Source organism: Halorubrum sp. B52 (assembly GCF_059752555.1).
Genome location: NZ_MWTG01000003.1, coordinates 20,289 through 44,381, shown reverse-complemented (window position 1 = coordinate 44,381; position 24,093 = coordinate 20,289). Strand labels below are relative to the sequence as shown.

The following is a 24,093-nucleotide window of genomic DNA, read 5'->3' as shown; positions in this document are numbered from 1 at the left end:
ACCGAAATATTGGTTAATTCGGCGACCAAAGGCGACGGCCACCTCGGAAAGAGTCCTGGAAACAGTTTACCACTCCTCAAGATCCGGTGACAGAGTTCGAATTGACGTTTTGTAAAGTCCTTTCTGGAAGTCCGGAAGCGCCGCGCCGTCGCTTATTGAGAGCGTGACGAGTTATCGAGTATGGGAGATCACCCACCATCGAACCGAATGGCGGCCGACAAGCCGACACGGGGGGCTGACCGCAATCGGACCTTGGCCGATCAAGCCGACCCAGCCACAGAAGAGATGCTCCTACCGTCACTCGACGACGGCATCACGCTGCTCGACGTTGACCGCGGCCGTGGCGTCCCAATCCTCCAGTCGCTCGTGCTTGACCATCTCCTGGTACACGATGGGCCCGCCTTCTGGGTTGATGCGAACGGTCACGCGACGACGACGCCGCTGGCTCAGATCACACCGAGCCAGCGGTTACTCGACCGGATCCACGTCGCACGCGGATTCACCGCGTATCAGCACTACGGCGCTGTCGACGATCTCCCGACGGCAGTAAACCAAGTCATCCAGAAATCAACCACCGTCACCAGCACATCCGGTCGACAGTCATCGACTCATAGCGAAGACTCGTCTGCACACACCCCATCGCTCATCGTCGCGCCGGCCGTCGACGCCCAGTACCGCAGCGACGAGACGCTCAGCGAGCAGTACGCAGAAACACTCCAAGCGAGAACCCTCGCTCGACTAGCGACGTACGCCGACAGCTACGACGTCCCGGTACTCGTGACCCGGAGTACGATCGATGAATTCACAGCACCGGTCGCGACGGCCGCCAATCATCATCTTGAGTGTGAGCAAACCCGGATGGGGCCGCGACTCGTCGGCGAGGACTTCGAGACGCTCGTCTATCCCGTCGACGACGGCGCGTACTACCAGACGACGTTCGCCTACTGGCGACAGCTGCTCGCGGCACGCGCCACGCAGGTCGGCGTGGAGCCGACGGCGCCGTCGACGCCGACTCCGGAGGGTGTCGGAATAGGAGTGACCGCTGACGGTGAGACGACGTCGCTCACCGCGAGTCCCTTCCTCGATGCGTGGACAGCACCTGGAGGGTCATAACAATGGGACGCACGAACCCGACATATCGAGATGCGCTGCGGGCTATCGAAGACCGCTGGGCGGAGTTCCGGCGGGCGCTTCGTCGTCACGACCAACCACGCTTCGACCAGCTGTTCGAGTACGCTCGCGAACACGCCGACGCGAGCGGGCTGTTGAACCACCAGAATCCACTGGTACCGGCGCTGTTCAGTATCGATCTCGAACAGGAGGCCACATTAGAGGACCATGAGGAACGCCTCGAAGCGCTCGAACACCGGCTCGACGAACAGCGCACCGATACACAAGTATCCGATGAAGAAACCAGCGAGGAACCCCAATGAGTACACTCGCGACGATCGCATTCGACATCGAGACGACGGGGTTTTCGACAACGGACCAGCTGACCGTCGTTGGCTTCGACGCTGAGATCGGATCGCGAGTGTTCCTCAATACAGACGGGGGTGCGTGTGCCTCAGATATCCAAGAACGCGTGAACGACCATCTCACTACGCCAGTGACGCTCTCTGTTCATGACGATGAGGGCGCGCTGTTGGACGCCGTCAAGACGTTCGTCGATACCACGATCGCACAGCGAGATGTCAAACTCGTAGCGTATAATGGGGAAACCTGGAAAGGAGGATTCGATCTGCCATTCCTTCGAACGCGGTTAAGTCATCACGAACGCGAGTGGCCGTTCGCCGAGCTACCGTACATCGACGTGATGGAGGTCTTCTCCTCACGGTTCAATACGAGCGAGAACAGCCTCACTGGAGTGTATGATGAGCTCGTGGCTTCCGGCCACGGCACAGTCGATCCATTTGGGGAAAGTAGCGAAGCCGTCGACGCGTGGGAGACTGGTGATTTCGAAGCCGTAATACTTCACAACGTTGCCGATATTCGACGTACACGAGCGCTGATGGACGTCGCCGAACGATACTGCTCGAAATCAGATTTTTCGATGAAATCGCTTGACCCAGTGATTAGTGAAGGGTGAATGCGCAGAAACTGTCGAGCGCCTCGGTCACGATCACTTGCTGTATTTGTCTTCAAGAGCGGCTTCTTGCCGAGCCAGTATTTTGACACCCTCGCGGATCCCTTCGGTCAACACGATCCGTCCTAGCTCTGTCAGTTCGTAGTATGAATAGGTCTCTTCAGTCCCCGTATTCGGATCGCGTCGGTTCTTGATGAGTGCGACATCCTTGAGCGTCCGGAGCGGATAGTGGAGCGCATTATCCTCCTCACCAAGTACCATTGATAGTTCGCTGGTGCTGAGTTGATTATTCTCCGCAAGCGCCTCAAGGATTAGATATTGCTTGGGCTTAGACGCCACTTCGTACATCTTCAAGTAATCGTCAAGATCGAACAGGCTGTCTTCAGGGAGTTCAACGTCTAGGTCGAACCCGTTATCGCCCTCATTAGAGTCGTCACGCCGTCGGAGCGAACCGCCGTCAGGAATTGACGTTCGGTCGGGCGAGTTAGTCATATAAGTAGTTGGTTCCCTACCATATTAAAATTTTTTACTATGGTTGCGGCGAGACCATCCAACTATTTGATCCATCGAGGTGAGTAACTCACAATGGAAGAGCAGTTGATTGTGCTGTGAAAACACGGATCCTGTACCGGTAGAAGAACCCGTGCCGACAAGGCTTCTATGGCGGATTTTCTGCGTCGTTGATCTCATCGAATGTTCCATTCGTGTAGGCATATCGCCACCGTTGGAGAATCGCTCGCGTCACAAGGCTTGTCTCAGACACAGCAATACAGGATGGGTCAACGGGACGGCTCGGAGCATCGGGGGGTGAATGGAAGTGTCGTCGCGGCGCGTCGGGTTTCGGGTGACAGTCAAACCGAAAATTTCGGTCTCGATCATCTGTGTAGTGTGCGACGTAGTTCCCGGTGAGACTCCACCGGACATCTATCCGAGCGGTTGACGCCGCTCCGACGCCGTCGGATAGTTCAACCGAGAGTGTCTGTGGATTCAGGGAGTCGTCTAATGACGCGGTCTGGACCAGCGGCTCAAGGTCCACAAACAGGTCTCGTATCTCCCGTAATGCCCCAGCGTCGATAGGACCAAATACCTCAGACTGCTCGTCTGGCTGAATATGGTGGTCGGGGTCTCCGTCGTCGGTCATACGACGATGGATGTATCGCCATTACCATCGTCATCTGTGTCCGTGCCAGTAAGGTGACCAGTTTGACTCACTTCACCGATCGCGAGTGTTGCCTGTGCGAGCGCGAGGTTACGTCGCGTCGTTTGCCATTCTGTGAGGAGCGCGCCGTGGTCGCTGTCAGCGTCGTCGATATCCAGTTCTCGGGCGAACTCTTCGGGTGAATCAACACCGTATTCCTCGCGCCACGCCTGTATCTGCGCCTTCATATCAGCGATGCCGGACGCGATCTCTTCGGGCGTCCGTTCTGCGAGGAGCGACTGGGCGTGTTCGGTGACGATAGCCGTTTCCGACCGTCGGTAGTGCGTCGTCTGGCCGTCCTGAGACGTCGTTACCTCACCAGCGCTCTCGAGCGTTCGCAGGTGCTTTCGCGCCGTGGTCGGTGAGACGCGGGCACGCTCGGCGATCTGTGCTGCAGACAGCGGATCGTACACACGAGAGATGACTTCGTACACTCGTTCAAAGGGCGTCGCCTCCTCGATCCATTCCTCTTCGACGACGTCGTTCACGTCACGGTGTTCGGTGCCGCCATCCGGGCTCACTCGGTGGGGTGGGGACGGCTCTTCGGACATTATGTGCCAACCAACGGGAGAGCGGTATAATAATCTGTGGGATAGTATATTGATCACCAAATCCTAGATATGGAGGACTATCCACAGCAGTCTTAACCAACAGCGATCTGTAGGACGGTCGTTTTGTTGGTTAACACGCTACCGGATGTTCAGCTAACAAACCCGGAAACGATTCTGAAAGTGGGGTTAACAGAGCGAACCCACGAGAGTACGCTGTTTCTGTCAAGGCGATCTCCATTCCCTGAAATCCGGAACAGACACGCCGGCGATTATGCGAGACTCCGGTGTAGAGACGGGAAGGTGGGTAACTTACGAAAATGCCGTTCACAATCGATTTCCTTGACGATGGTCGCGTCCTCGAGTGGGAGGCGACCAACGACGGCGCGACCGCGACCGAACGCGACGACTACACGCCCCGTTTCTTCGTCGCAGCACGTGACCCTGACACCGACATCGATCTTACACAACTTCATTCACTATACGAACGGCATCCTGACGTCGTCGCGACCGAATCCGTGTCGCGGCGCTCCGGCTTCAGGCGTGACGACGAGCGCGCTCTGGCTGTCGATGTCAACCATGTCGACCGCGTCACACCGCTTGCGCGACAGGCACACCAACTGTCAGCGTACCCCGTTGGAGATCTCGCCTGCTTCAACGTCGATTTCTCACGGGAGTTTCGCTACTGTCTGGAGACGAATCGCGATCCAACGCCGGCGGCGGAACTGTCGACGCTCCGGCTCGGTATTCCAGTGACCGAGACAGGCCAAGACACGTACAGCGAGCTCACAGTTGCCGGGGAGACTGTTACCGGATCATCGGGAGACATCCTCACCACCGTTCAAGCGGCGATCGAGACACACGACCCAGACATCCTCGTCTGCTCGACGAGCGAGATCGTCCCGACGCTGTACGAGATGGCGACGGCTGCCGGCGTCGACGACTTCTCGCTGAGTCGGTGGCCGGACGTCGACTACCAGCAGCTCGCAAGCCGGTCAACCTACTCAAGCTACGGTCGCGTCGGTCACTCGCCGGCGCGGTACAACGTTCCCGGCCGCGCGATCATCGACGAGTCGAACACGTTCTTCTACGGGGAGACGAACCTCGATGGCGTCCTCGATCTCGTGTCGCGATCGAAAAAGCCCGTCCAAGAGCTCGCATGGGCGTCGATCGGGAACGTCCTCACCGCGATCCAGATCTGTGAGGCCCACGACCGCGGTGTCCTCGTGCCGTGGAACTCTTGGCGGCATGAGTTCTTCAAGCCGATGGGGACGCTCCACGACGCCGACCGTGGCGGCTTCATCTTCGCACCCGAGGTCGGCCTCCACGAGAACGTCCACGAACTCGACTTCTCCTCGTTGTATCCGAACATCATCTGTACCCGGAACGTCTCGCCGGACGTCATTCGGTGTAGCTGCCACAGCGATCGCGACGATGTCCCCGGCCTTGGATACTCAATTTGTGACGACCAAGGCTACCTCGTCGACGTCCTCCAGCCGATCATCGACGCTCGCGACGAGATCAAGGCGGCCATCCATCGCGAGAAGGAACGGAACGACCCCGACAACGACCGGCTGGCGGAACTCAAGGGGCGGTCGGGAGCGCTGAAGTGGATTCTCGTCGCCTGCTTCGGGTATCAAGGGTTCAGCAACGCGAAGTTCGGCCGTATCGAGTGCCACGAGGCAATCAACGCGTTCGCTCGCGAGATTCTGCTGACGGCGAAACAGCAGCTGGAAGACGGCGGCTGGCGCGTCGTCCACGGTATCGTCGACTCTATCTGGGTGACTCCGGATCCCGACGTCGACGACGAGAACCGCGAAAACCTCGAAGCGCTCGCGACGGCGATCACGGAACGCGTCGAGATTCGGCTCGAATACGAAGCCCACTATGACTGGGTGGCGTTCGTTCCCCAGCGCGAGAGCAACGCCGGCGCACTCACGAAGTATTTCGGCAAGGTGGCTGGCAACGATGAGTTCAAGATCAGAGGGATCGAAGCCCGCCGGCGCTCAACCCCGCCGTTCATCGAGGACGTCCAGCGGGACTGTCTCGATCGACTCGATGCGACTCGTTCTCCAGACGCCGTCCTCGACTGTCTCCAAGACGCCATCAAGCGCCTCCACGCTGGAACGGTGCCGATTGACCAACTTGTCGAACGGAATCGTGTCTCTAAGCCACTCGAAGGACATACGCAGAACACCCAGAACGTGGCGGCACTAAGACGGGCTCGCGATCAGGACCTCGCTGTTCATCCAGGACAGGACATCGAGTACATAGTCGTCGACGACGAGAAAACATCGCGAGAACGGGTCGCGTTGGCTCACGAGGAGACCGAGTCGTACGATGCGTCGTACTACGAGACGCAACTCATCAGAGCTGTCGAGAGTGTGCTGTCACCGCTTGGCTGGGATCGGGCGGAGATTCGTCGAGAACTCACGGAGACGAGGCTCCCGAAGTTGACGGCGTATGCGAACACAGAGAATAATTAACCAACACAGGAGCCATTCGGAGTGGATTTGTTGGTTAACTACGGTCCCTATGAGGTCGAACCCCCACACCCCGTGTGCGATATGAAATCGCGAAGATGGTGGGAGGGGTGGTCGAGGAGAGAGACCACGAAACATCGAAAATTCGCGATATTACGGGGAAGAGGTCTCAAGGACAGCGATATCAAGATAGGCTATATTTTGGAAACCTTTACATAGCCACTCTGTCAACCATAGCCGCAATGGGGCTAAGATCGGTTGAAACGAAACAGTATGTTTCGTGATATAACCGAACTTGTCCGCGGCTTTACTCCTTCGTGAGCTGGACGTCTCTGTCGGTTTAACGTCTTCTCGTGGGTTCTCTCACCGAATCCCGACATCTTCGGATGGTTCGTCCGTGCCCACCTTCTCGTCAAATTCATATCGCACACGGGGTGTGGGGGTGGCTTATCGACGAGATCAGACTCCACTCGGGATATTCAAGAAGTATTTCGGCAAATCTGGTCGAGAATACGTCCAGCGTTTCATCTTGCACACGGGGAGTACCTCCGCCGAGATCTTCTGTCTCGCCTCGACATCGACAGTTGTTCGATGGCCTGATCGACATTTCATATCGCACACGGGGGGTCACTACGATTAATTGATTTCGCCCGTGGTTACGGTATTACTTCGTCTACCCCTCTCGAAACCGTCTGTATCGGTAGAATTCAGCAAATTTAATCTCGCACACGGTACCCATATTTATTTATAGTTTCGACCTAACTGCGCAAATATGGCTGACGGCGACGATCAACAGTCCCTCTCACAATCTATCAAAGGTCGTCTCCAGGAGGGCGTTCAGAACTCGGTTTTTCGAGATAAGGGTCTTCTTGACCCGGATGCCGTCATCGACGAGGACCGAATCGTCGGTCGTGATGACCAGCTGGACGACATCATCACCTATCTCCGACCGGCATTACAAGGGAACCGCCCGCCCAATATGCTTCTCTACGGGCCATCGGGGACGGGGAAGTCACTCATCATCAATGCGGTCTGTCAGCAGGTTCTTGAACTCGCGAACGCCCAAGACGACCGTTTTGGGGTCATCAAGATCAACTGTCAGACGATTAAATCACACGATAGGGCCGTTTATCGTCTTGTAGAAAACGCCGCTAATGAAGCCGATGTCGAAGTCGGTGTTCCACAAAGTGGCGTCTCGACAGACCAGAAACTCAACCGATTCTATGAGATCCTGAGTAACAATTTCGACTCGGTCATTATCATCTTGGATGAGGTAGACCTCCTCGTGGGACGACAGCGGGACCCGAACGACGAACCAGCATACTCAAAGCTGCTTTATCAGCTCTCACGGGCATCACAACTCGGCCAAATCGAGGGACACGTGTCCGTTGCTGCGCTCACAAACGATCCCCGGTTCATGGAGAACCTTGACGGCCGGGCTGAGAGCTCGTTCAATCCGCAAGACGTCGTCTTCTCAGACTATGATGCGGACCAACTACAATCCATTCTAAGACGGCGTCGTGATGCGTATCGGGACGATGTTCTTGAAGACGGAATTATTCCACTTAGCTCAGCGTTTGCGGCACAGGACCACGGCGACGCTCGGAAAGCGATCGATCTATTCCGGAAAGCAGGCGAGATTGCGGACCGGGAGGGTGGAGATACGGTCCATGAAGGACACGTTCGCGATGCCCAGAAAGAAGCGGAACGCGATCGGACGTTGACTCAGATGCAGGGACTGTCGACCCAAAAGAAGCTCTCGCTTTACGCTACTGCGATTGTCCCCGTCTACTCACAACGCAACCTGAACGCTGTTCCCAGCACAGTTGCATACCGTGTGTATCAGTATCTTACTGATTTACTTGACGCCGATACAAAATCACGCGATTCCTATCTCCGCTATATGAGTGAGGCGGAGACATACAACTTTGTCACATCAGAAAAGCGAGGACGCGGCTACGGGAGTGGTGTTCACAAAGAGTACACGTTCGTTGACGACCCTGGCGTGGTTGCTGAAACCCTTCGAGCTGATATACGGATCGAGGAAGCAGATAATGAAGGTGATCTTATCAAGTCAGTTGTCAACGCCCAGATAGATGATTTCTTTGAAGGAAAGTAACTCGGAGCGACACAGTCGCTGCTATTTGATTCATTTCGCACACGGGGTGTGATTCTACCGGAAGAATTGTTATATGTTCTAAATATGTCTGACAACCGTACTCTCAATTTCATTTCGCACACGGGGTGTCCCCACTCGACTCGTCAACTGATTCATCTCTCACACGGGGTCTGCTTCGGTAGAGGGTAGAATCATTTCGCACACGGGGGGTGCCAACTAGATCTCTCTGGGGATTTCATTTCGCACACGGGGTGTGTTGAGCTCAAGATCGGGCTAGCCGTCCGTTCTACTCGTCAGGATTGACTGGAGACTTATACTTGGATTTGACTTGGTCTCCATCCCGCCACTGCCAGTAGTAGTAGCGATTCTCGTTGATATTCTTGATCGTGATCGTCGCTTTGGTGGGAATTTCGTCCGGGAGATCGTCTGGTCGATCTTCCACCTCTTCTTGATCTGCCGACTCCTCGAGACGGGCCTCTCGTTCCTTGTGCTGGGCGAGCGCTTCAGCGTACGTCGCGATGTCTCGGAGCTGCTCCGGGTCCGACTCGTTGAGCGTGTTGACAATCTCCGTCGGAAGGTTTGCCGGTGGGGTCGGTGGTTCGTAGGACATCGGCTACTCTCGTGTTAACCAACACGACCCACGAATCAATAGTTTTGTTGGTTAAGACGATGGAGACGATCCGTGCTTGCTGGACGTAACACTACTCGAAACTTTTTATATATAAGTTTCGTACTATGTTACAATATGCTCCGGCGTATCGAACTCGAGGTTCTCGCCACGGTCGACCGCGGCGACACGATCTCCGAGCTCGCGACGAAGCTCGACCACAGCGAGAGCTACCTCTCTCGTGCCGTCGGCGACCTCGTCGAGAAGAGGCTCGTCTACACGGAACGCGACGGCCGGCGAAAACGAGTCGTCCCGTCAGCTGCTCGCGCCGTCGAACTCTACCAGGACCTCGTCCGCCAGTACTCCCATATCGACTTCCCCGAGCTGTTGACCGGGAAGGCACTTGAGGTGCTCTACTATCTTGACCAACCGCGAACCGTCGCCGAGATCGCCGACCGGAGCGACAACTACCGTAATACGGTCAATCGTGTCCTGAAGCGGTTTCGTGACCGCGGCCTCGTCGGGACGGAAGACGGCCGCTATGACTTCAACGCCGACTTCGACCGCCTCCACAAGTTCGCCAGTGAACTCACCCATCATCTCCATCGCCAACGCCTCAAAGCCGTCGCCTCGAAGGGCACGATTCTCTGGGAAGACTACGACGAATTTCTCGCTCAAACCGAGACGGAGATCGACGCAGACGGATTCCACGAAACCGGCCTCGCTCGATTCGCCGCGTTCGACCTCCAGTTCCTGCTCACCAGCCATCGCTACTACTTCTACTCCGAGGAACCCGACGCCCTCTCTCCAGCGGAGCTCTGCTGTCACACGCTACTGATCGACGACGGCAGCCGTTACCGTTCGTACTGTCTCCTCCTGCTCAGACACCTCGACGTCGACGAGGACGACCTCCGAACACAAGCTGCGAAGTATGACCTCGAAGACCAAATCAACACCTTGCTGCGCTACCTCGAGACGCACGGCGATGTTACAGACGATCGTCTCCACAAGTGGGACGAGTTCCAGAAGCTGGCGGCCGAATACGAAATTGACCTGTAACAAATTTTTGATTTTATATGGACTCAGAGGCATTTCTTGTCCTGGACGCCACACCACTCACAATTAGTGAGAACTCATTTAGCAATTAGGTTCAAATAGTAACGCCTAGAATTAGTTTACAATGAAAACAGATACGAACGGTACTCTTGCTGACGGTATCCAGATATCCATCGATCTACCACTCCAAGACGACCGTTTACTCAGTGGCGATGCGACAGCAGATATTCTTCTCTTTTTAACTCGACATCACGATGAGTCGTTTTCGATGACAGACCTTGCTGACGCAATTGGCTACACGCGACCGACGATCACCAAGACGGTTAATACACTCTCCAAGAACGATCTCGTTATCGAAGAACACGACGGACCCCGCCGACTTGTCCAGATCAACCGTGACCGGCTCACTATCCCAGACGATCCATTCCTCGGAATTCCCCAGTCGGAGTTTCACGCGCCGGTACAGGATGCGACCGACCAACTCCATACTAAACTTGATGACGTGCTCGCTGTCGTTCTGTATGGAAGCGTTGCTCGCGGTGAGGCTGACCGTCGCAGCGATATTGATATCTGGGTGTTGGTTCGTGAAGACCGGGCGAGCAACCAACGACAGGCGAACCACATCAGGCAGTCACTTGAGGAAGACACGTTTGGCGGGGATCGATATGCGTTCGATATTGATGTTGAGGCTCTCCAAGGAATCCCGACGTACGCTGAGGAGCTCCAAGAAATTCTTCACGATGGCATCGCAGTCTATCAAACAGATGAATTTGACACCGTCCGTAGTATGATTCTTCACGGAGATAGGTGATCCGGAGGCTCTCTGGGCGAACTCGTTCACTAGAGCTAATTTAAAGTTCAAAGATTTCGTACTAACGAGTATGACTCCCCACCCCGTCACGGAGACACCCCCACATGATCTCGAAACGGGGATCAATCACCTCGCAACCGTCGGGCGGTTATTGGATCATCCAGAACTGGCGCGTGTCTATGTGTACACCTGCTATTACGGGCCGGTCACCCGCCCAGAGATCAAGGCGGCACTGGATATCCCAAAGACCACGGTCTACGATCACGTAGAAACGCTTGAGGCCCTCGGAATTGTCTCTCTGGCGGGAGATCGACCGGTGGAAGTGACCGCAGATCCGGTTCGAATCACAACTGACGGGATTGTTGTGACGCCGACGATCCTCCATGCTGTTGCACTCCAAGAAGTCGACGAAGATGTCTCATACTTCGTTGAGCGACACGGTGTTGGCAAACTCGCTGCTGCTATCCGACAGGCTGGACTCCATTATGCTGGTCAGATCACCCAGCGAATGGCTGCTGATCCACTTGGTATCCCATCTGGGGAAGCGATCAGTATTGTCCTCGCGCTGAAGCCCGTGCTCGCAGTTGGGCACGAATATGATCCCTACTTCGACGTGATTTTCCCGGAAATTTCGGATGACATCGGATTCGAGAGCGACCATGACGCGGCAGTACCTCGTCAGAATACCGAGTCGTGACTGAGTCCATCACAGCAGTCGACGCAAACGAATTGGGGCATCGAAAAATAGTACCCGTATCTCTCGAATGGCTGTTCTAGACGAGCTCTCGGGATTCGAGTTCGAGGATGTCATAGAGGATGTCTTCCGCAACCTCGGCTACGAGAACGTCCGGCAGGCTGAGAAGACAGCCGACGAGGGGCGGGATGTCATCATGGAGGAGGTCGTCGACGGCACGCGGCGCGCGATCGTCGTCGAGTGTAAACACACGGGGACGGTTGGGCGACCGGTCGTCCAGAAGCTCCACTCGGGGATCGCGACGTTCGACTTCGATGGCCCGAAGCGGGGCATGGTCGTTACGACGGGTCGGTTCACGAGTCCCGCCCAGGAGTACGCCGACCGTCTCCAGCAGAACGACGATCCACACCCAATCGAGCTGCTTGATGGCGAGGACCTCCGGGAGATCGCCGACGAGATCGGCCTCGACCTCTACAACGGTCGCATCGAGATTCTCTGCGACGAGACCCTCCGTCCCTACGACCCGGCAGCTGACGTCGACGCCCCCGTCCAGGAAGCGTTCCGGGATATCGAGAACATCGAGGCCGCCGACCTTCCGACACCGCATTCGGCGGTGACGTTCCGACCGGTGGTCGCGGTTACCGCCGACACGAACGCTGTCTTCGAGACGTCCGTCGGCGCCATCCACCGGATCAACGATCGGACGCAGTTCGTGGTTCACGCTGAACGCGGCCACCCTCTGGTCGTCGACGAAGATGTTGCGGCACTGGTCACCGAGAACTTCCATACGAGGATCGAACTCGACTCCGAACAGTTTGGGGAGATGTTCGATGACGTCGAGGAGCGCCGCTTCGGACAGACCCAGACCGAGTACAAGGAGTGGGCCGTCGAGCGGCTCCAGCAGCACCACACGACGACGGTGACCTACACCGGCGACAACAACGTCACGTACAACAAGACGTGTGAGCCGAATCTCTCGGATATCTCAGTGCGATCGATTGAGTCGGTGTATCTACCTGAGATTCAGCAGACGACAGAAATTCTGGAGTATTCGTATCCGTACGAATACTATGCTGCTGGCCCTTCACGGGTCACTACAGAGGACGGGATTCGCCGGTGCGTCCACTGCGAGACGAGCGGCGTCGACGAGACGTACACCTACTGCCCGAACTGTGGGGCTATCGCCTGTGACAACCATATTAAGACTGAACGACTTGAGTGCGAGCCGGTCTGTATAGGCTGTGCGGTGACGGAACGGTTCGCGCTGAAGACGAAGTACTTCTACGACGAGGAGAATCTCGAGGCGTTCCGCGAGGAGTACGCCGAGATGCCGCTTCACCAAAAGGTGATCGAGAACAAGTGGCTGGCCGGGGGGAGCGTGGTCGCGACGTTGCTGCTCATTGTCGGTCTCCTCGTGGTTACTGGCATCATTTAATTCTCTGTTCTGTTTTGAGCTGTGACAGTGCTGTATCTGTGGTGGCCACACGGTTTCTGTAATGAGGCTAGAATCAGCGTCTTAACCCAGATGATTATAGTATATCTCAACACATGTGTGAACATGACTAAGGTCGATTCCAAGGGACGAATCGTTCTCCCACAGGAGATACGCGAATGTCTTAATATTACTCCGGGTACAGAGGTTGAGGTCCGCGAAGAAGACGGAAGAGCGATTGTTAGGCCTAAGGACAATCCTGCCGAAATTCTCGACCGGATGGAACACCTCGTTGAGAGCGCATCCTCGAACCAAGAAGAAACGAACCCACCTACTGAAGGATCTAACCCAATCGCTCAAAAGCATAGAGATGCCGTTCAACAAGGAGCAGACAATCCCAGTAATGGTTGAGGTACTGGCCCGTATCTGTTCTGTGTCGGGGTAGATAGGAGCGCACCGCGATAGTTACAGGATGCCGATCGACAGGGAAATTCCGTGTTTCTTGCTAGACGTCCTTATTGTATTTTCTGTTCTGTCTTACTCGTTGGCCTTACTAATCAAACTAACTAGTTGTACTTTCTAGTACAACTAACCATACTAACTGATTTGTCTGACGCAAATTTATGACGAATGGGTCTAACAGGTAAAACATGCTCACGTACACGACATACAGCGAAGCCGGCGGCGTCGGGAAGACGACGCTCGCGTCGAATCTCGCCGACGCGCACGGCCAGCACGATCGCGATGTTCTCGTAATCGATCTTGACCCACAGAACGGCTCGTTAACGTACTTACTCGGCGTTGACGCTCCACGAGATGACAGTAACGCAGACAACATTGCGCGCCACCTCATCGACCGACCAAAGGGCGCATTCGAGGACCTCATCCTTGAAACGCCATTTGGATTCGACCTTGTTCCAAGCCACAATATGCTAGAAAATCTCGCCGATCTCCTTACTCGCGCTGCCTCAATGGCGGAAGACCTCGGTGAAGAGTTCGAGCGCCACGATCAGCTGCGACAGGTACTCCTCAACGCGGATATCCCCGAGAAGTACGATACGATCGTCGTCGATCCGCCGGCAACCGCTGGCCCCCATCTCTACAACGCCATTGGCGCAACCCGTTCGCTGGTGATCCCGCTGGAACCGACAGGGAAAGGGATGCAATCGATAGAGGGGCTACAAGATGTCGTTCAGGGCTTCGAAGAGACGGTGGGTGTCACCGTTGGTGTCCTCGCGGTTGTGCCGAACGGCGTTGGACGGACGACGGACCAACAACACTACCTGACGCGTATCCGCGAGTTGGGGTACGACGCGCCAGTCGCAATTGGTGAGCGATCGTCGCTGTTCGAAGGCTGCTGGGACAAGCAGACGACAGCATTCGCGTACGTCAATGAGTATCGATCTCGGAAACGCGATCATGAAATGGAGACGCTCGAGCAGTTACACGAACTCGCCAGCCATCTTGAGGAGGTGAGTGCCTAATGCCGAACGGCATGAAATCTGGCAGCGGCGATGATCCGTTCGCCGAGGACGACGATGCCGACGATGATCCTGTCGACGACGTCGCGGATACGGACACAGATGCTGGTGATCCGTTCGATGAGCAATCAACAACGCCAGAACCTGATCCGACGTCGACGACGCTACCAGGCATCCCTGACCATCCTGCTGACGAATCTTCCCGGCTACCGTGGATCCACCGTCGCGATGGAGTGAAAGACGATCGGGACCACAAGACGATCCACTATACGGAACACACGGTGAAGAGGGAACGTCGGGAGCTCCGGCCTGCGCTTGAGGAACAACTCGGAGACGATGTCGAACTCACTGACGCCCGAGAGGCGGCGTATCTCGTCGGAATGGACCATCTAGACGAGGTCGCCGACGTACTTCGAGAGTGGGGCTACGATATCGAATAGTCCTCTGTTGAGTTGCGAACGCTACGAAACGTTCACGAGCTCTTCCTAAGTGGAGGGCGATAAGTTAATTTCCTGCCTTCTGTCGGGTCATCCCGAGTCGTTAGTCCTGCTCGGTGTCGTCAGTACTCTCGATCCAGTCCTCGGGGGCCGGCTCTTCGGTGGCACTACTGTCCTGCCTTGCTTCGGAGTGTGCGTCGCTCGTGGAGTTTTCACCTGTTTGCTGGATATCAGCGGGGTACGTCGTCGGGCTCGACTCGTCGTCACCGAGATTGAGAATCGAATAGAGGGCTTCGACGAGATCATACGCAGTTCCAGCCGAAAGGTCTGTGAGGCTCGCGATCTGCCGGATTGTGACATTCCCCTCACTGTGTGCTTTCACGAGATCGTATGCGAGTGCGAACGTGACGATGCCGTGGTCTTCGAGAACCCGCTCGATCGCTGGATACTCGTTTTTCTGTGCGATCACTTCGATAAGTTCGGGCGTAATCGAGACTTCCGTCTCGCGGACCGTCAATGTCAGTTCGAACTCTTCAGCGGTGTATACGGCGGTCCCGCCATCGTCGTTAACCTTGCTGATCAGGCCCGCCTGTTCCAGTTTATGGAGATAGTCGTACACCGTTTTCTTCGAGACGGTCGTTGTTTCAATGAGTTCAGGCCCCGTGGCAGCCGTAGACCGCCGAATCGATGTATAGAGACTCGCGAGGGACGGGTTCTGGAGTAATTCTGTGAACGTAGAGATCCCGGTGATCGTCCTCGGTGTGTCCCCCGCGTTTCGCACATGTTCTGTATCGTAGCTCATCTTGTATAGAGTTACGAAACTAGAAACTATGAACGTTTGCCATGGCAATGAGGTCGACTTAACGGCGAACGTGTGCTCGCCGGACAGCCCATCTGAAACGGCGTGATCACGCCAGCGTATAGCGTCGGTGCCGCCGGAGCGCATAGCGGTAGGAACCATACGAAACGCCGCTCGTCAACAGCAGATACGTACCGAAGAGCACGCCGAATACAGGCGTCAACACGACGTTTCCGGTGACTGCGAACCACGTCACGAACAGCCCGAGAACCGTTCCGCCACCCACGACAAACAGGTACACCATCATGACGAGCGTCGACGGGACGACCGTTTCCGTCCCCCAGAACTCGCGCTCCTCGTAGATCGGGTACGCCGAGCCGATTCCGACCGCGAACATCGCCGCAGCGAGACACATCACAACTCCGACGGCGGCGGTCGCCACCGCCTGAAGCACCGTTATCCCGAAAAGGATCGAGACGAACGAGCTGAGAACGGCGACCGGCACTCCAATCGCAACGCCGGCGAGGAGCCGTCCACGGACGAGAGCCGCGGATGATGTCTCAGTGAGAAGGAGGAACGGTAGTTGCGGCCGCTCGTCACCGAGCGGGTTCAACCCGAAGGTAGCGCCTGAGAGGTATGTCGCGAGAACGACGCCGCCCCCAGTGATGAGGGGTCCGATGGCGTCGCCCGAAAACTCGAGAAACATCGTCCCGAACGGTGCGATAAAAAAGACGGCAATCAGGAGATGACTCAACTCCGCCGGATCACGGCGACCGCGCACGAGAATTCCCCACGCGATACGACCGGGTTTAGTCCATGCGAACGGTCGTGGGGCAGAGAATCCGCCGCTCGATTGCCGCACCTGCGTCGACGCGTTGTTGCCGACCTGATCGGTAAACCAGAGCGTAGAAACCTGCCTGGTCGAGACGGCGAGACCTACCGGCGTGAGAGCGATTAACGCCCCGAGCACCGCCACCGCCCCTAGGGAGGTCGGTCTGGAGACCGGTGTTCCGACGAACGCGAGCGCAACGTATTCCACGAGGGGATCGAACGCTACTGTCGACAACAGCCGCTGCACTGAGAGGTCGGATTCGACGATGAACTGCCCAGCGAACTGCGATGCAACAACGAGTCCGACCATCGCGAGGATACCGACCGCCTTCAGGAGACGGCGAAGGCTGGGGAGTTGCCGCAGGAGTCGCAACACAGCAATTCCTCCGGCGTACCCCCAGACGGCGGCACAGCAGACGAGTGGCAGCGCGACCGCCCCGGCCGAAGCGACGAGCAGCGGCGAGCCCATTCCGAGTGCGAACGTGACAACCACTGCTCCGACCGGGATCCCGAACCACAGGGAGAGCCGTCCCATCTCCGCTGTGATGAGCCCGATAACGACTGCTCGCGGGTGAACCGCCAGCAGGACGAAATCCGCACCGTCGATGTGTCCGAGTCGTTCGAGGGTCCGAAACACCGATATCGACAGGAGACCGAGAGGAACGAGCGTCGCAGCGGGCGCGAAGAACGGGACCGCCGTCACGGAGCGCGCGGTTTGCCCAAGCACATACGCCGTCGGCAGCGCGAACAGGAGCGCGCCGCCGAAGAACAGCGCCGTGATCAGGAGTCCGAGGACTCGACGGGGGTTTCCGAGGTACCCACGGAGGCTTCGGACGAACTCCGCCCGCCCGATTCGGAGCCCGTGGCGAACGTCCTGTCGGAGGCTCATTCTCTCCGAGAGGCCGCGCCCGTTTCGGGTTCGCTGGTGACGGCGAGGAACGCGTCTTCCAGGGATCCACTCTCGCCAGTCTCCGCACGGGCCTGTACTTCGGTAGGCGTCCCCTCGGTGACGAGTCTCCCGTCAAACAACACCCCGACCTCGTCAGCGACGGCTTCGACCACCGGAAGAATGTGTGTTGAGAGGAACACCGTGGTTCCTGCGTCGGCGAACGCGGTAATCGATTCTCGGATGGTGCGCGCCGCTCGGGGGTCAAGCCCCGATGTCGGTTCGTCTAAATACAGGACGTCCGGTTCGTGCAGGACACTCTGTATGAACGCGGTCTTCTGTTTCATTCCCTTCGAATACCCGTCGATCCGCCTGTCCGCGTCACCGGCTAACCCGAATTGGTCGAGGTACTCGCCGATGCGCTCGCGGGCAACGGACCGCGAAATGTCGCGAAGATCGGCGACGTATTCGAGCTGTTCGCGGGCGCTGAACTCGTCGTACAGCGGCGGCGTCTCAGGGAGATAGCCGACCCGACCGGCGATCGCACGCCGGTCGCTCGGGCTGACGCCACAGACGCGTACCAATCCGCTGTCCGGATCGCTGAGACCGGTAAGGAGACGCATCGTCGTCGTCTTCCCCGCACCGTTCGGGCCGAGAAAGCCGTAGACGCTCCCGTGCTGGATGTCGAGCGTGAGACTGTCGAGAGCGACTTCTGAGCCGTAGCTCTTCCGGAGATCGGTCGCCAGAATGGCGGATTCGTCGTGGGTGGAGGGCATACGTAACGGATGTCATTTTCCGAACCAGTCGTCTATGCGTTTCGGAATCATCTTCCGGTCACACGTATCGGGGGTGATGCCGCATGGGTAGATAGCGACGCGAATAGGCGGCGTGATCGCTCCGCCGAACTCTGTTAAGTTGCGAACGACACGAAGCGTTCACGACTTCTTCAATATCGGTTTTCCCCCGAGCAACAAGTTGTAACAGTTATCTCTCTGCCTAGGCCGTTCGGCGTGAACAGCCCCTACAGCCAGTGAGATCGGATGATTCCCCCACCGTATTAGAGTTCGAAATATTATAGTTCAAACTATTATAGTCTAATTTCTAACTTCAGAGCATATATGTATCTCCCACAACGATAGGAAGTATGAACCAGTTTGTCAATCGCATCGATGAACTCGATCGGTTACAGACTCTCTATGAGAGTGGCGCTGCAGAACTCGCAATTGTCTATGGCCGTCGTCAGATCGGCAAGAGCGAACTCATCCGTCAATCGATTGCTGACCGCGACGATGCCGTGTACTATCAGGCAGTCCAAGGAACTGCGACGACACAGCTCAGGCGGTTCGTCGAGGCCGCAGCGACAACCTATCCGGACATTACGGCTGTCAAAGAGGAGTGGGAACCACTCTTAGCGTACCTCGTCGATAGAGACGCCATTATCGTCATCGACGAATTTCCGTACCTTATCGAATCGAACGAGGGGCTCCCGTCGATCATTCAGCACCTGTGGGACACCGCTGTCGACGAGAGCCAGGCAACACTCGTACTCACAGGCTCTGCGATCGGCATGATTCATACCCACGTCCTCGATGGCGGTGCGCCACTCTACGGTCGGGTATCCCAGACACCGAATGGCCGCCTCGAACTCACCCAGCTCCCGTTTCGCTCTATCCAAGAGTTTGTGCCGACGTACACTCCCGAAGAACGGGTGTTCGTCTATGGCGTCTTCGGCGGTACACCCCGATATCTCAGCCCGCTCGATCCAGCACAGAGCTTCGGGGAGAACATCACGCGGCTGCTGTGCGATCCCGATGGCCCACTCCACGACGAGCCCGAAACAGTCCTCCAGATGGAACTGACCGAGGTAAACACGTATTTTTCGCTTCTGGAGTCGATGGCCAGCGGGAACCACAGTCGAAACGAAATCGCCCAAGGAGCCGGCATCGAGAGCACCAACACGTCGTACTACTTCGACCGGCTGGAAACGCTCCAGATCATCGAAAAACATCATCCGGCGCTTGCTGACCCGGCGCGCAGCAAGCGGACTCGGTACCAAATTCGAGATCCCGTATTCCGGTTTTACTTCCGGTATCTCTACGGCCGCGGAGGTCAGTACGAACTCTACGGCGAGAACGCCTACGCGGATCTCATCGAGCCGGAACTGCCCGACTTTGTCAGCGAAACGTTCGAATCGCTCTGTCACCAGGCGGTGCCGGCGCTCTATACAGACTACCAGCTCACACAGGTGCCAAGCCAGTGGTGGTACAAGAGCCGGGAGATAGACGTTGTCGCCCCAACCGACGAGTCAACGCTGATCGCTGGCGAAGCGAAATTCACCAACACCCCCCTCGGCTATGACGTGCTCGCGGATCTCGAAGACGATGTCTCCCATATCGACTGGACACCCACCGGTGGTGGCGAGCCGACGTATGAATTCGCCTTGTTCAGCCGCTCTGGGTTCAACCGATCCGTCGAGGAAGCTGCAGACGAACGAGACGATCTCCGTCTCTTCGATCTGTCCGACATTGTTGCTGTTCTCGAGAGTAGAGTCGATCCTTGATATTCTCTTATAGATCCATTACTTGATAATATCTTGTACTCACAAACTTGGGTGACACTAACAACTGATATTAGCTCCGTTGAAATCCTAGGGAACAATTTTGATGGAAAGCTCATCGAGCTACGGTGTTTCGACGATCGCGAGAATCTCTGGCGCTCGGTACACCCTCCCACGTTCTTTCCCAGTAATTTCATCGATGATCCCGTCGCCGGAGAGCATGTCAATCGCGTTGTAGACGGCCTTCTTCGACCGACCAGTCGCTTCCTGCGCGCGGCTCGCCTGTAGATACGGTTCCTCAAAGAGGTGGGTGACGATGTCGCGAACAGCTGGGTAGTCCTCGTACTGCTCAAGATATCTGCCTCGAAGGTCTAAGAGCTCTTGGCCACACTCGTAGGCGTCGTGGGCTTGGTCGCGGATCGCCGTCAACGCGAATCGTACCCACTCGTCCCACGCCCCGTCTCTGCTGACGCGCAACAGTTTGTCGAAGTACTCGCTCCGGTTTCGGTTGAAATACGCAGACAAGTACAGGTACGGCTCATCAAGCAAGCCAGCGTCGTACAACTGAAGCATGATGAGGAGCCGTCCGAATCGGCCGTTCCCGTCGCGGAACGGGTGGATCGTCTCGAACTGGTAATGAGAGAGGACGATATCGATGAGCGGCGGGTAGTTATCCATCCGGTTGTACGCGATGAGCTGATCGAGTAGCATCGACACGTGGGCCGGGTGGGCCGGGATGAACTGTGCGTCCTCGGGGTTCTGGTTCGGACCGATGATGACAGGGGTATCTCGGATGGTGCCAGGACGCTTGTCTTCACCACGAACATCGAGTAGGAGCGATTCGTGGAGTTCACAGAGGAGGGTGCGGTCGATACTCTCGCCCTGTTCGAGCCGATTGAACCCCATCTGGATAGCTTCGACGTAGTTGTACGCCTCTCGGATGTCTCGTTCGGATGCTGCTTCCCGTTCAGGGTCGTCGTCTGGCTCGTGGAGGATGATGTCCGAGACGGTGACTGCGGTGCCTTCGATCTGCGAGCTCATCGCCGCTTCTCGGGCCACGAACGGGGCGAGCAGGAGGTTCTCGTTTTCGATGTGGTCGTGAAGGGTCGAAAGCTGGCCGAGCGCGTAGAGAGCGTCGCCGTAGGCATCGAGAATCTCCGAAGTGAGTTCAAGCTCTGGAGGGAGGCTTGCCGGATTGTAGCAGGGGAGTCCGTTGTGTGGCTCGATCCGACCAGGTCCATCTTCGAACTCAGCGGGGTTCATTACAATACAGATGATTCTCAACCCGGATAAGTGTACTAAACCCCGATCGAATACACTTACAGTAGATTCAAACCGGAGTAAGTGTACTGAATCCTGATCAAATACATCTACATCAGTCCGAGAGAGCTCTTAGTGCAACCACCAGGAGCGTGGTAGTTGAGACTGGCCGTCTCAATGTATACGATTCTCGAACTGCTTCGACGAGGCTACGGGCGGAGTATCCCCTTCAGCAATTTCGTCGCTTTCGCACCTAACACTCATTACGATTGACACCGTATTTCTGTTCAACGATGTCCATCGACCGAGATACCTTCGAGAAGACGAGCGAGGACGAACTCGAGGAACTTTCCGTCCCGGATCAGGTCCTCGGATTTCTCGCCGCCAACGATGATCGCGCGTTCAAGGCCCGCGAAATCGCCTCTCAGATCGGTCTCGATGAGGGCGCGGTCAGCACCGCGCTCTCGAGACTGAAGGACCGCGATCTCGTCGAACACAAAGCGACGTACTGGGCGATAACCGACGACACAGAGCGACTCGACGGATACAGCGGGTACGAACGAGCGACCGCCCTGTTCAACAAGCGACTCGGTACAGAGGACAAGGAGTCCTGGCGCGAACACGCACCCGAGGAACCACATCCGAGCGTCGAGGACGAACAGTGACCGACGAAGAGAGACCGATTTTCGAGCGTGGCGACGTCGTCTACGGGGATGATCCGTTCAAAGGCGAGGAAGATGCTCGGCCCTGGCTCATTCTCTCGAATCATGAAGGACGTCCGTTCTACGGCGATCAGTATATCGCGCTCACGTTGACGTCGAAATCTTGGATGGACGGCCTAATCGACATCCCCGGTGAGAGTTGGCTTCGTGGTGGGATCCCGGATGAGAGTCGGATTGTTCTGTGGGGAGTCCAATCGATCGTCCGCGAGGATATCGATTTCTGGCAGGGCCGCCTTGACAGCGATCTATGGGAATCGCTGATAGTAGCGATTATCGTTGATCTCCTTGATCGTGATCTTCGACGGGACATCATCTGGGAAGTCGTCTAGTCACTCCTCACCTTCGTTTAAGCTTGTCCCCTCTTCAAGCCAATCGACCTGAGCCGTGAGTTCCTTTCGCCGTTGGCGTTTGATGATCGTTGAGTCAAGTACATCTCCGATGATCGCAACGTCAAGCGCGAACTCCGTCGTTGCGACCACTTCGCTCCCGTTAGGATCTGATGTGACGGTGTACGCTGTCCGCATCTCCTCGAAGATGCCCTTGCGCTGTTCGTAGGCGAGGTCGGCGTCAGGACGGTCAACGAGTTCAAGCGTGAGTTCGATAGTCGCGATCCCCATTTCGTTCGCGACGCGAACCGTTTCGCCGTCTACGTGAACCTCATCGAACCCCGACGCTCGCATGAACTGATCGAGTTCGTTCATCGATTCGCGGACAACAGTCGGAGGCGCGTCGATCGTTCGCGAAAGCGTTACCGAATTCATGGGTCGGACTTGTCTTTCGAAAGCGGCCGAAACTCTTGTACTGGATTGGTGAGCATCCGATAATTCAGATCTCAATTCCGTCTCGTTTCACGGATGTCCCGAACAAGTTCGGCTGAGGGACCATCTTCCTTCGCGACCGTACTCGATCCGAGAGATGGTTACCGAAATCGACCTGCGGGATTCCTCGCCTCGCGAGTTCCAAGACCGGATCGACGACGCGTTCGACGAGATTGAGACGGGTACCGAAGTCCTCGTTATCTCTGATCGAGACATCGACGCTCATCTGCTTCGGTACCAGATCGAACGGAACCGTGCCCTCGACTGGGCCCACGAGGATCCTGACGCCGAACCGCGCGAGGTCGGGGTGTCCAAACAGGAACCACTCGGTGACGGGGAGTTAGGGACGTTCGACGTGCGTGATCTGATACCGCAGCGGCGACACGAGGTGTTACTCGATACGTTCAATCGCCTCGGATCTGGTGAGGGGTTCGTGCTGGTCAATGACCACGACCCGAAGCCGCTCTACTACGAACTTCGATCGATGCACGGCGATGTCATCGACTGGGAGTATACAAGTCGTGAGTCGGGTGAGTGGCGCGTCAAAATCGTGAAGACCGACGCTTCGATAGCCGACAACGAGGGCGTAATCACGCGATACGATGTCCGGGAGATCCCGAAGCCGGATCGCCACGAGACGATCCACCACCGGTACGGCATGATACCCGATGGCGAGACGATGGAACTCATCGCTCCGCACGAGCCGCGACCGCTCCGTCGCGAGTTTCGGGAGCAATATGATGACACGTTCGACTGGGAGGTAGTCGAAAAAGAGCCCGGTCGCTGTCGGGTACGGATCACAAAGTCTGAACGAAGTGAATCCACAGCTGACGGTGAGGATCCCACATCCGCGATGTCTGACAATGACGAGGTGTCCACGGAAGCGTCCGTCGAGATCCCAGAGAGTACGGCTGAGCTCGACGTCCGCGACCTTCCACCCGCGCAACGACACGAGAAGATCTTTGAGACGTACGCAGATATCGACGACGGAGAAGGATTTACCCTCGTGAACGACCACGACCCGAAGCCGCTGTACCACCAGTTCGACGCCGAGGCTGGCCCGGAGTTCTACTGGGAGTATCGCAAGCGTGACCCCGGCGAGTTTAGAGTATTGATTGGGAAGGCCGAAACGCATGACGACGACCCGACTGCCGCGGAGGATCCAAACGCACCGTTCTGACGAGGCTGTTTCGAAAACGGACTGATCCGGAGCGAGACCCGAATCGCGGTACCGATCACGCAGTGGCCGTTGCCCTGGGGGGACCAGATCC

24 protein-coding genes and 1 pseudogene are annotated in these 24,093 nt (G+C 56.7%); 16 read left to right on the top strand and 9 right to left on the bottom strand.

The window, feature by feature from the left end; all coding sequences use genetic code 11:
* The first annotated feature begins 180 nt into the window (after positions 1–180).
* From B4V04_RS00455 to B4V04_RS00445, 3 genes are read left to right on the top strand one after another with little or no spacing between them, the layout of a single operon-like run.
* Positions 181–1,113: a P-loop NTPase family protein gene (locus B4V04_RS00455; RefSeq protein WP_498228410.1), complete on the top strand. Its 933-nt coding sequence runs from the start codon at positions 181–183 to the stop codon at positions 1,111–1,113.
* Positions 1,114–1,115: 2 nt separating this feature from the next.
* Complete coding sequence (locus B4V04_RS00450; RefSeq protein ID WP_498228409.1) at positions 1,116–1,433, top strand: DUF8156 family protein; 318 nt, start codon at positions 1,116–1,118, stop codon at positions 1,431–1,433.
* Complete coding sequence (locus tag B4V04_RS00445) at positions 1,430–2,086, top strand: ribonuclease H-like domain-containing protein (RefSeq protein ID WP_498228408.1); 657 nt, start codon at positions 1,430–1,432, stop codon at positions 2,084–2,086. Before B4V04_RS00450 ends, B4V04_RS00445 begins: the two co-directional genes overlap by 4 nt.
* A 33-nt stretch (positions 2,087–2,119) precedes the next feature.
* On the opposite strand, the gene B4V04_RS00440 is transcribed toward B4V04_RS00445, so the two are convergent.
* The 3 genes from B4V04_RS00440 to B4V04_RS00430 all read right to left on the bottom strand — a co-directional run bounded on the left by B4V04_RS00440 (position 2,120) and on the right by B4V04_RS00430 (position 3,769).
* A complete protein-coding gene (locus B4V04_RS00440; RefSeq protein ID WP_343782977.1) occupies positions 2,120–2,575 on the bottom strand; it encodes a MarR family winged helix-turn-helix transcriptional regulator in 456 nt (151 codons plus the stop codon).
* Between the two features lie 166 nt (positions 2,576–2,741).
* A complete protein-coding gene (locus tag B4V04_RS00435) occupies positions 2,742–3,224 on the bottom strand; it encodes a toxin-antitoxin system TumE family protein (RefSeq protein WP_498228407.1) in 483 nt (160 codons plus the stop codon).
* On the bottom strand, positions 3,221–3,769 hold the full coding sequence (locus tag B4V04_RS00430) for a DUF7342 family protein (protein ID WP_498228486.1): 549 nt from the start codon (positions 3,767–3,769) through the stop codon (positions 3,221–3,223). Before B4V04_RS00430 ends, B4V04_RS00435 begins: the two co-directional genes overlap by 4 nt.
* Positions 3,770–4,149: 380 nt before the next feature.
* On the opposite strand from B4V04_RS00430, the gene B4V04_RS00425 reads away from it, so the two are divergent.
* On the top strand, positions 4,150–6,315 hold the full coding sequence (locus B4V04_RS00425; protein WP_498228406.1) for a type B DNA-directed DNA polymerase: 2,166 nt from the start codon (positions 4,150–4,152) through the stop codon (positions 6,313–6,315).
* A 769-nt stretch (positions 6,316–7,084) separates the two neighbouring features.
* Entirely contained in the window at positions 7,085–8,431 is a 1,347-nt protein-coding gene (locus B4V04_RS00420) for an orc1/cdc6 family replication initiation protein (RefSeq protein WP_095638142.1), read from the top strand.
* A 286-nt stretch (positions 8,432–8,717) separates the two neighbouring features.
* On the opposite strand, the gene B4V04_RS00415 is transcribed toward B4V04_RS00420, so the two are convergent.
* Positions 8,718–9,041 (bottom strand): DUF6788 family protein, encoded by a 324-nt coding sequence (locus B4V04_RS00415; protein WP_095638141.1) that lies wholly within the window; start codon positions 9,039–9,041, stop codon positions 8,718–8,720.
* Positions 9,042–9,176: 135 nt separating this feature from the next.
* Here B4V04_RS00415 and B4V04_RS00410 point away from each other — a divergent pair, with 135 nt between their 5' ends.
* The 7 genes from B4V04_RS00410 to B4V04_RS00380 all read left to right on the top strand — a co-directional run bounded on the left by B4V04_RS00410 (position 9,177) and on the right by B4V04_RS00380 (position 14,952).
* Positions 9,177–10,097: a MarR family transcriptional regulator gene (locus tag B4V04_RS00410; RefSeq protein WP_095638140.1), complete on the top strand. Its 921-nt coding sequence runs from the start codon at positions 9,177–9,179 to the stop codon at positions 10,095–10,097.
* A gap of 121 nt (positions 10,098–10,218) precedes the next feature.
* The gene (locus B4V04_RS00405; RefSeq protein WP_094530473.1) at positions 10,219–10,905 is read left to right on the top strand and encodes a nucleotidyltransferase domain-containing protein; all 687 of its coding nucleotides are present in this window, start codon (positions 10,219–10,221) and stop codon (positions 10,903–10,905) included.
* Between the two features lie 70 nt (positions 10,906–10,975).
* A complete protein-coding gene (locus B4V04_RS00400) occupies positions 10,976–11,602 on the top strand; it encodes a DUF7437 domain-containing protein (RefSeq protein ID WP_498228404.1) in 627 nt (208 codons plus the stop codon).
* Positions 11,603–11,669: 67 nt separating this feature from the next.
* Positions 11,670–13,034: a restriction endonuclease gene (locus B4V04_RS00395; protein WP_095638139.1), complete on the top strand. Its 1,365-nt coding sequence runs from the start codon at positions 11,670–11,672 to the stop codon at positions 13,032–13,034.
* A gap of 123 nt (positions 13,035–13,157) precedes the next feature.
* Positions 13,158–13,442 (top strand): AbrB/MazE/SpoVT family DNA-binding domain-containing protein, encoded by a 285-nt coding sequence (locus B4V04_RS00390; RefSeq protein WP_080510128.1) that lies wholly within the window; start codon positions 13,158–13,160, stop codon positions 13,440–13,442.
* 239 nt (positions 13,443–13,681) lie between these two features.
* The gene (locus B4V04_RS00385) at positions 13,682–14,515 is read left to right on the top strand and encodes a ParA family protein (RefSeq protein WP_094530479.1); all 834 of its coding nucleotides are present in this window, start codon (positions 13,682–13,684) and stop codon (positions 14,513–14,515) included.
* Complete coding sequence (locus B4V04_RS00380) at positions 14,515–14,952, top strand: DUF7970 domain-containing protein (RefSeq protein ID WP_233139248.1); 438 nt, start codon at positions 14,515–14,517, stop codon at positions 14,950–14,952. The genes B4V04_RS00385 and B4V04_RS00380 overlap by 1 nt, the downstream gene beginning before the upstream one ends.
* 100 nt (positions 14,953–15,052) lie before the next feature.
* Here the strand turns inward: B4V04_RS00380 and B4V04_RS00375 are convergent, their stop codons facing one another.
* The 3 genes from B4V04_RS00375 to B4V04_RS00365 all read right to left on the bottom strand — a co-directional run bounded on the left by B4V04_RS00375 (position 15,053) and on the right by B4V04_RS00365 (position 18,241).
* Positions 15,053–15,751: a transcriptional regulator gene (locus tag B4V04_RS00375; protein ID WP_233139247.1), complete on the bottom strand. Its 699-nt coding sequence runs from the start codon at positions 15,749–15,751 to the stop codon at positions 15,053–15,055.
* 106 nt (positions 15,752–15,857) lie between these two features.
* Positions 15,858–17,468, bottom strand: coding sequence for a hypothetical protein (locus tag B4V04_RS00370; RefSeq protein WP_095638138.1), 1,611 nt, complete (start codon positions 17,466–17,468; stop codon positions 15,858–15,860).
* Positions 17,465–18,241 carry an ABC transporter ATP-binding protein gene (locus tag B4V04_RS00365; RefSeq protein WP_095638137.1) on the bottom strand — a complete coding sequence of 259 codons (777 nt, stop codon included), beginning with the start codon at positions 18,239–18,241 and terminating at the stop codon, positions 17,465–17,467. Before B4V04_RS00365 ends, B4V04_RS00370 begins: the two co-directional genes overlap by 4 nt.
* Positions 18,242–18,609: 368 nt before the next feature.
* Here B4V04_RS00365 and B4V04_RS00360 point away from each other — a divergent pair, with 368 nt between their 5' ends.
* On the top strand, positions 18,610–20,025 hold the full coding sequence (locus B4V04_RS00360) for an ATP-binding protein (RefSeq protein WP_094530486.1): 1,416 nt from the start codon (positions 18,610–18,612) through the stop codon (positions 20,023–20,025).
* A 120-nt stretch (positions 20,026–20,145) separates the two neighbouring features.
* Here B4V04_RS00360 and B4V04_RS00355 read toward each other — a convergent pair whose 3' ends face one another.
* Positions 20,146–21,285, bottom strand: a complete 1,140-nt coding sequence (locus B4V04_RS00355; protein ID WP_095638136.1) for a Fic family protein — start codon at positions 21,283–21,285, stop codon at positions 20,146–20,148.
* Between the two features lie 290 nt (positions 21,286–21,575).
* Here B4V04_RS00355 and B4V04_RS00350 point away from each other — a divergent pair, with 290 nt between their 5' ends.
* Together B4V04_RS00350 and B4V04_RS00345 are read left to right on the top strand one after the other, a co-directional pair.
* Positions 21,576–21,947: a MarR family transcriptional regulator gene (locus B4V04_RS00350; protein WP_498228399.1), complete on the top strand. Its 372-nt coding sequence runs from the start codon at positions 21,576–21,578 to the stop codon at positions 21,945–21,947.
* Positions 21,944–22,288, top strand: a pseudogene (locus tag B4V04_RS00345) (type II toxin-antitoxin system PemK/MazF family toxin); the annotation flags it as partial. The gene B4V04_RS00350 and the pseudogene B4V04_RS00345, both read left to right, overlap by 4 nt.
* 45 nt (positions 22,289–22,333) lie before the next feature.
* On the opposite strand, the gene B4V04_RS00340 reads toward B4V04_RS00345, so the two are convergent.
* Positions 22,334–22,765, bottom strand: a complete 432-nt coding sequence (locus B4V04_RS00340; RefSeq protein ID WP_094530794.1) for an SRPBCC family protein — start codon at positions 22,763–22,765, stop codon at positions 22,334–22,336.
* A gap of 154 nt (positions 22,766–22,919) precedes the next feature.
* Between B4V04_RS00340 and B4V04_RS00335 the strand changes: the two genes are divergently transcribed.
* Positions 22,920–24,002 (top strand): DUF2249 domain-containing protein, encoded by a 1,083-nt coding sequence (locus B4V04_RS00335; RefSeq protein WP_498228397.1) that lies wholly within the window; start codon positions 22,920–22,922, stop codon positions 24,000–24,002.
* Positions 24,003–24,093 lie beyond the last annotated feature (91 nt).

Excerpts from the sequence above, each read along its gene's own strand:
- B4V04_RS00455 (WP_498228410.1), top strand. The coding sequence starts at position 181 with ATGGGAGATCACCCACCATCGAACCGAATGGCGGCCGACAAGCCGACA.
- B4V04_RS00450 (WP_498228409.1), top strand. The coding sequence starts at position 1,116 with ATGGGACGCACGAACCCGACATATCGAGATGCGCTGCGGGCTATCGAA.
- B4V04_RS00445 (WP_498228408.1), top strand. The coding sequence starts at position 1,430 with ATGAGTACACTCGCGACGATCGCATTCGACATCGAGACGACGGGGTTT.
- B4V04_RS00440 (WP_343782977.1), bottom strand. The coding sequence starts at position 2,575 with ATGACTAACTCGCCCGACCGAACGTCAATTCCTGACGGCGGTTCGCTC.
- B4V04_RS00435 (WP_498228407.1), bottom strand. The coding sequence starts at position 3,224 with ATGACCGACGACGGAGACCCCGACCACCATATTCAGCCAGACGAGCAG.
- B4V04_RS00425 (WP_498228406.1), top strand. The coding sequence starts at position 4,150 with ATGCCGTTCACAATCGATTTCCTTGACGATGGTCGCGTCCTCGAGTGG.
- B4V04_RS00420 (WP_095638142.1), top strand. The coding sequence starts at position 7,085 with ATGGCTGACGGCGACGATCAACAGTCCCTCTCACAATCTATCAAAGGT.
- B4V04_RS00415 (WP_095638141.1), bottom strand. The coding sequence starts at position 9,041 with ATGTCCTACGAACCACCGACCCCACCGGCAAACCTTCCGACGGAGATT.
- B4V04_RS00410 (WP_095638140.1), top strand. The coding sequence starts at position 9,177 with ATGCTCCGGCGTATCGAACTCGAGGTTCTCGCCACGGTCGACCGCGGC.
- B4V04_RS00405 (WP_094530473.1), top strand. The coding sequence starts at position 10,219 with ATGAAAACAGATACGAACGGTACTCTTGCTGACGGTATCCAGATATCC.
- B4V04_RS00400 (WP_498228404.1), top strand. The coding sequence starts at position 10,976 with ATGACTCCCCACCCCGTCACGGAGACACCCCCACATGATCTCGAAACG.
- B4V04_RS00395 (WP_095638139.1), top strand. The coding sequence starts at position 11,670 with ATGGCTGTTCTAGACGAGCTCTCGGGATTCGAGTTCGAGGATGTCATA.
- B4V04_RS00390 (WP_080510128.1), top strand. The coding sequence starts at position 13,158 with ATGACTAAGGTCGATTCCAAGGGACGAATCGTTCTCCCACAGGAGATA.
- B4V04_RS00385 (WP_094530479.1), top strand. The coding sequence starts at position 13,682 with ATGCTCACGTACACGACATACAGCGAAGCCGGCGGCGTCGGGAAGACG.
- B4V04_RS00380 (WP_233139248.1), top strand. The coding sequence starts at position 14,515 with ATGCCGAACGGCATGAAATCTGGCAGCGGCGATGATCCGTTCGCCGAG.
- B4V04_RS00375 (WP_233139247.1), bottom strand. The coding sequence starts at position 15,751 with ATGAGCTACGATACAGAACATGTGCGAAACGCGGGGGACACACCGAGG.
- B4V04_RS00370 (WP_095638138.1), bottom strand. The coding sequence starts at position 17,468 with ATGAGCCTCCGACAGGACGTTCGCCACGGGCTCCGAATCGGGCGGGCG.
- B4V04_RS00365 (WP_095638137.1), bottom strand. The coding sequence starts at position 18,241 with ATGCCCTCCACCCACGACGAATCCGCCATTCTGGCGACCGATCTCCGG.
- B4V04_RS00360 (WP_094530486.1), top strand. The coding sequence starts at position 18,610 with ATGAACCAGTTTGTCAATCGCATCGATGAACTCGATCGGTTACAGACT.
- B4V04_RS00355 (WP_095638136.1), bottom strand. The coding sequence starts at position 21,285 with ATGAACCCCGCTGAGTTCGAAGATGGACCTGGTCGGATCGAGCCACAC.
- B4V04_RS00350 (WP_498228399.1), top strand. The coding sequence starts at position 21,576 with ATGTCCATCGACCGAGATACCTTCGAGAAGACGAGCGAGGACGAACTC.
- B4V04_RS00340 (WP_094530794.1), bottom strand. The coding sequence starts at position 22,765 with ATGAATTCGGTAACGCTTTCGCGAACGATCGACGCGCCTCCGACTGTT.
- B4V04_RS00335 (WP_498228397.1), top strand. The coding sequence starts at position 22,920 with ATGGTTACCGAAATCGACCTGCGGGATTCCTCGCCTCGCGAGTTCCAA.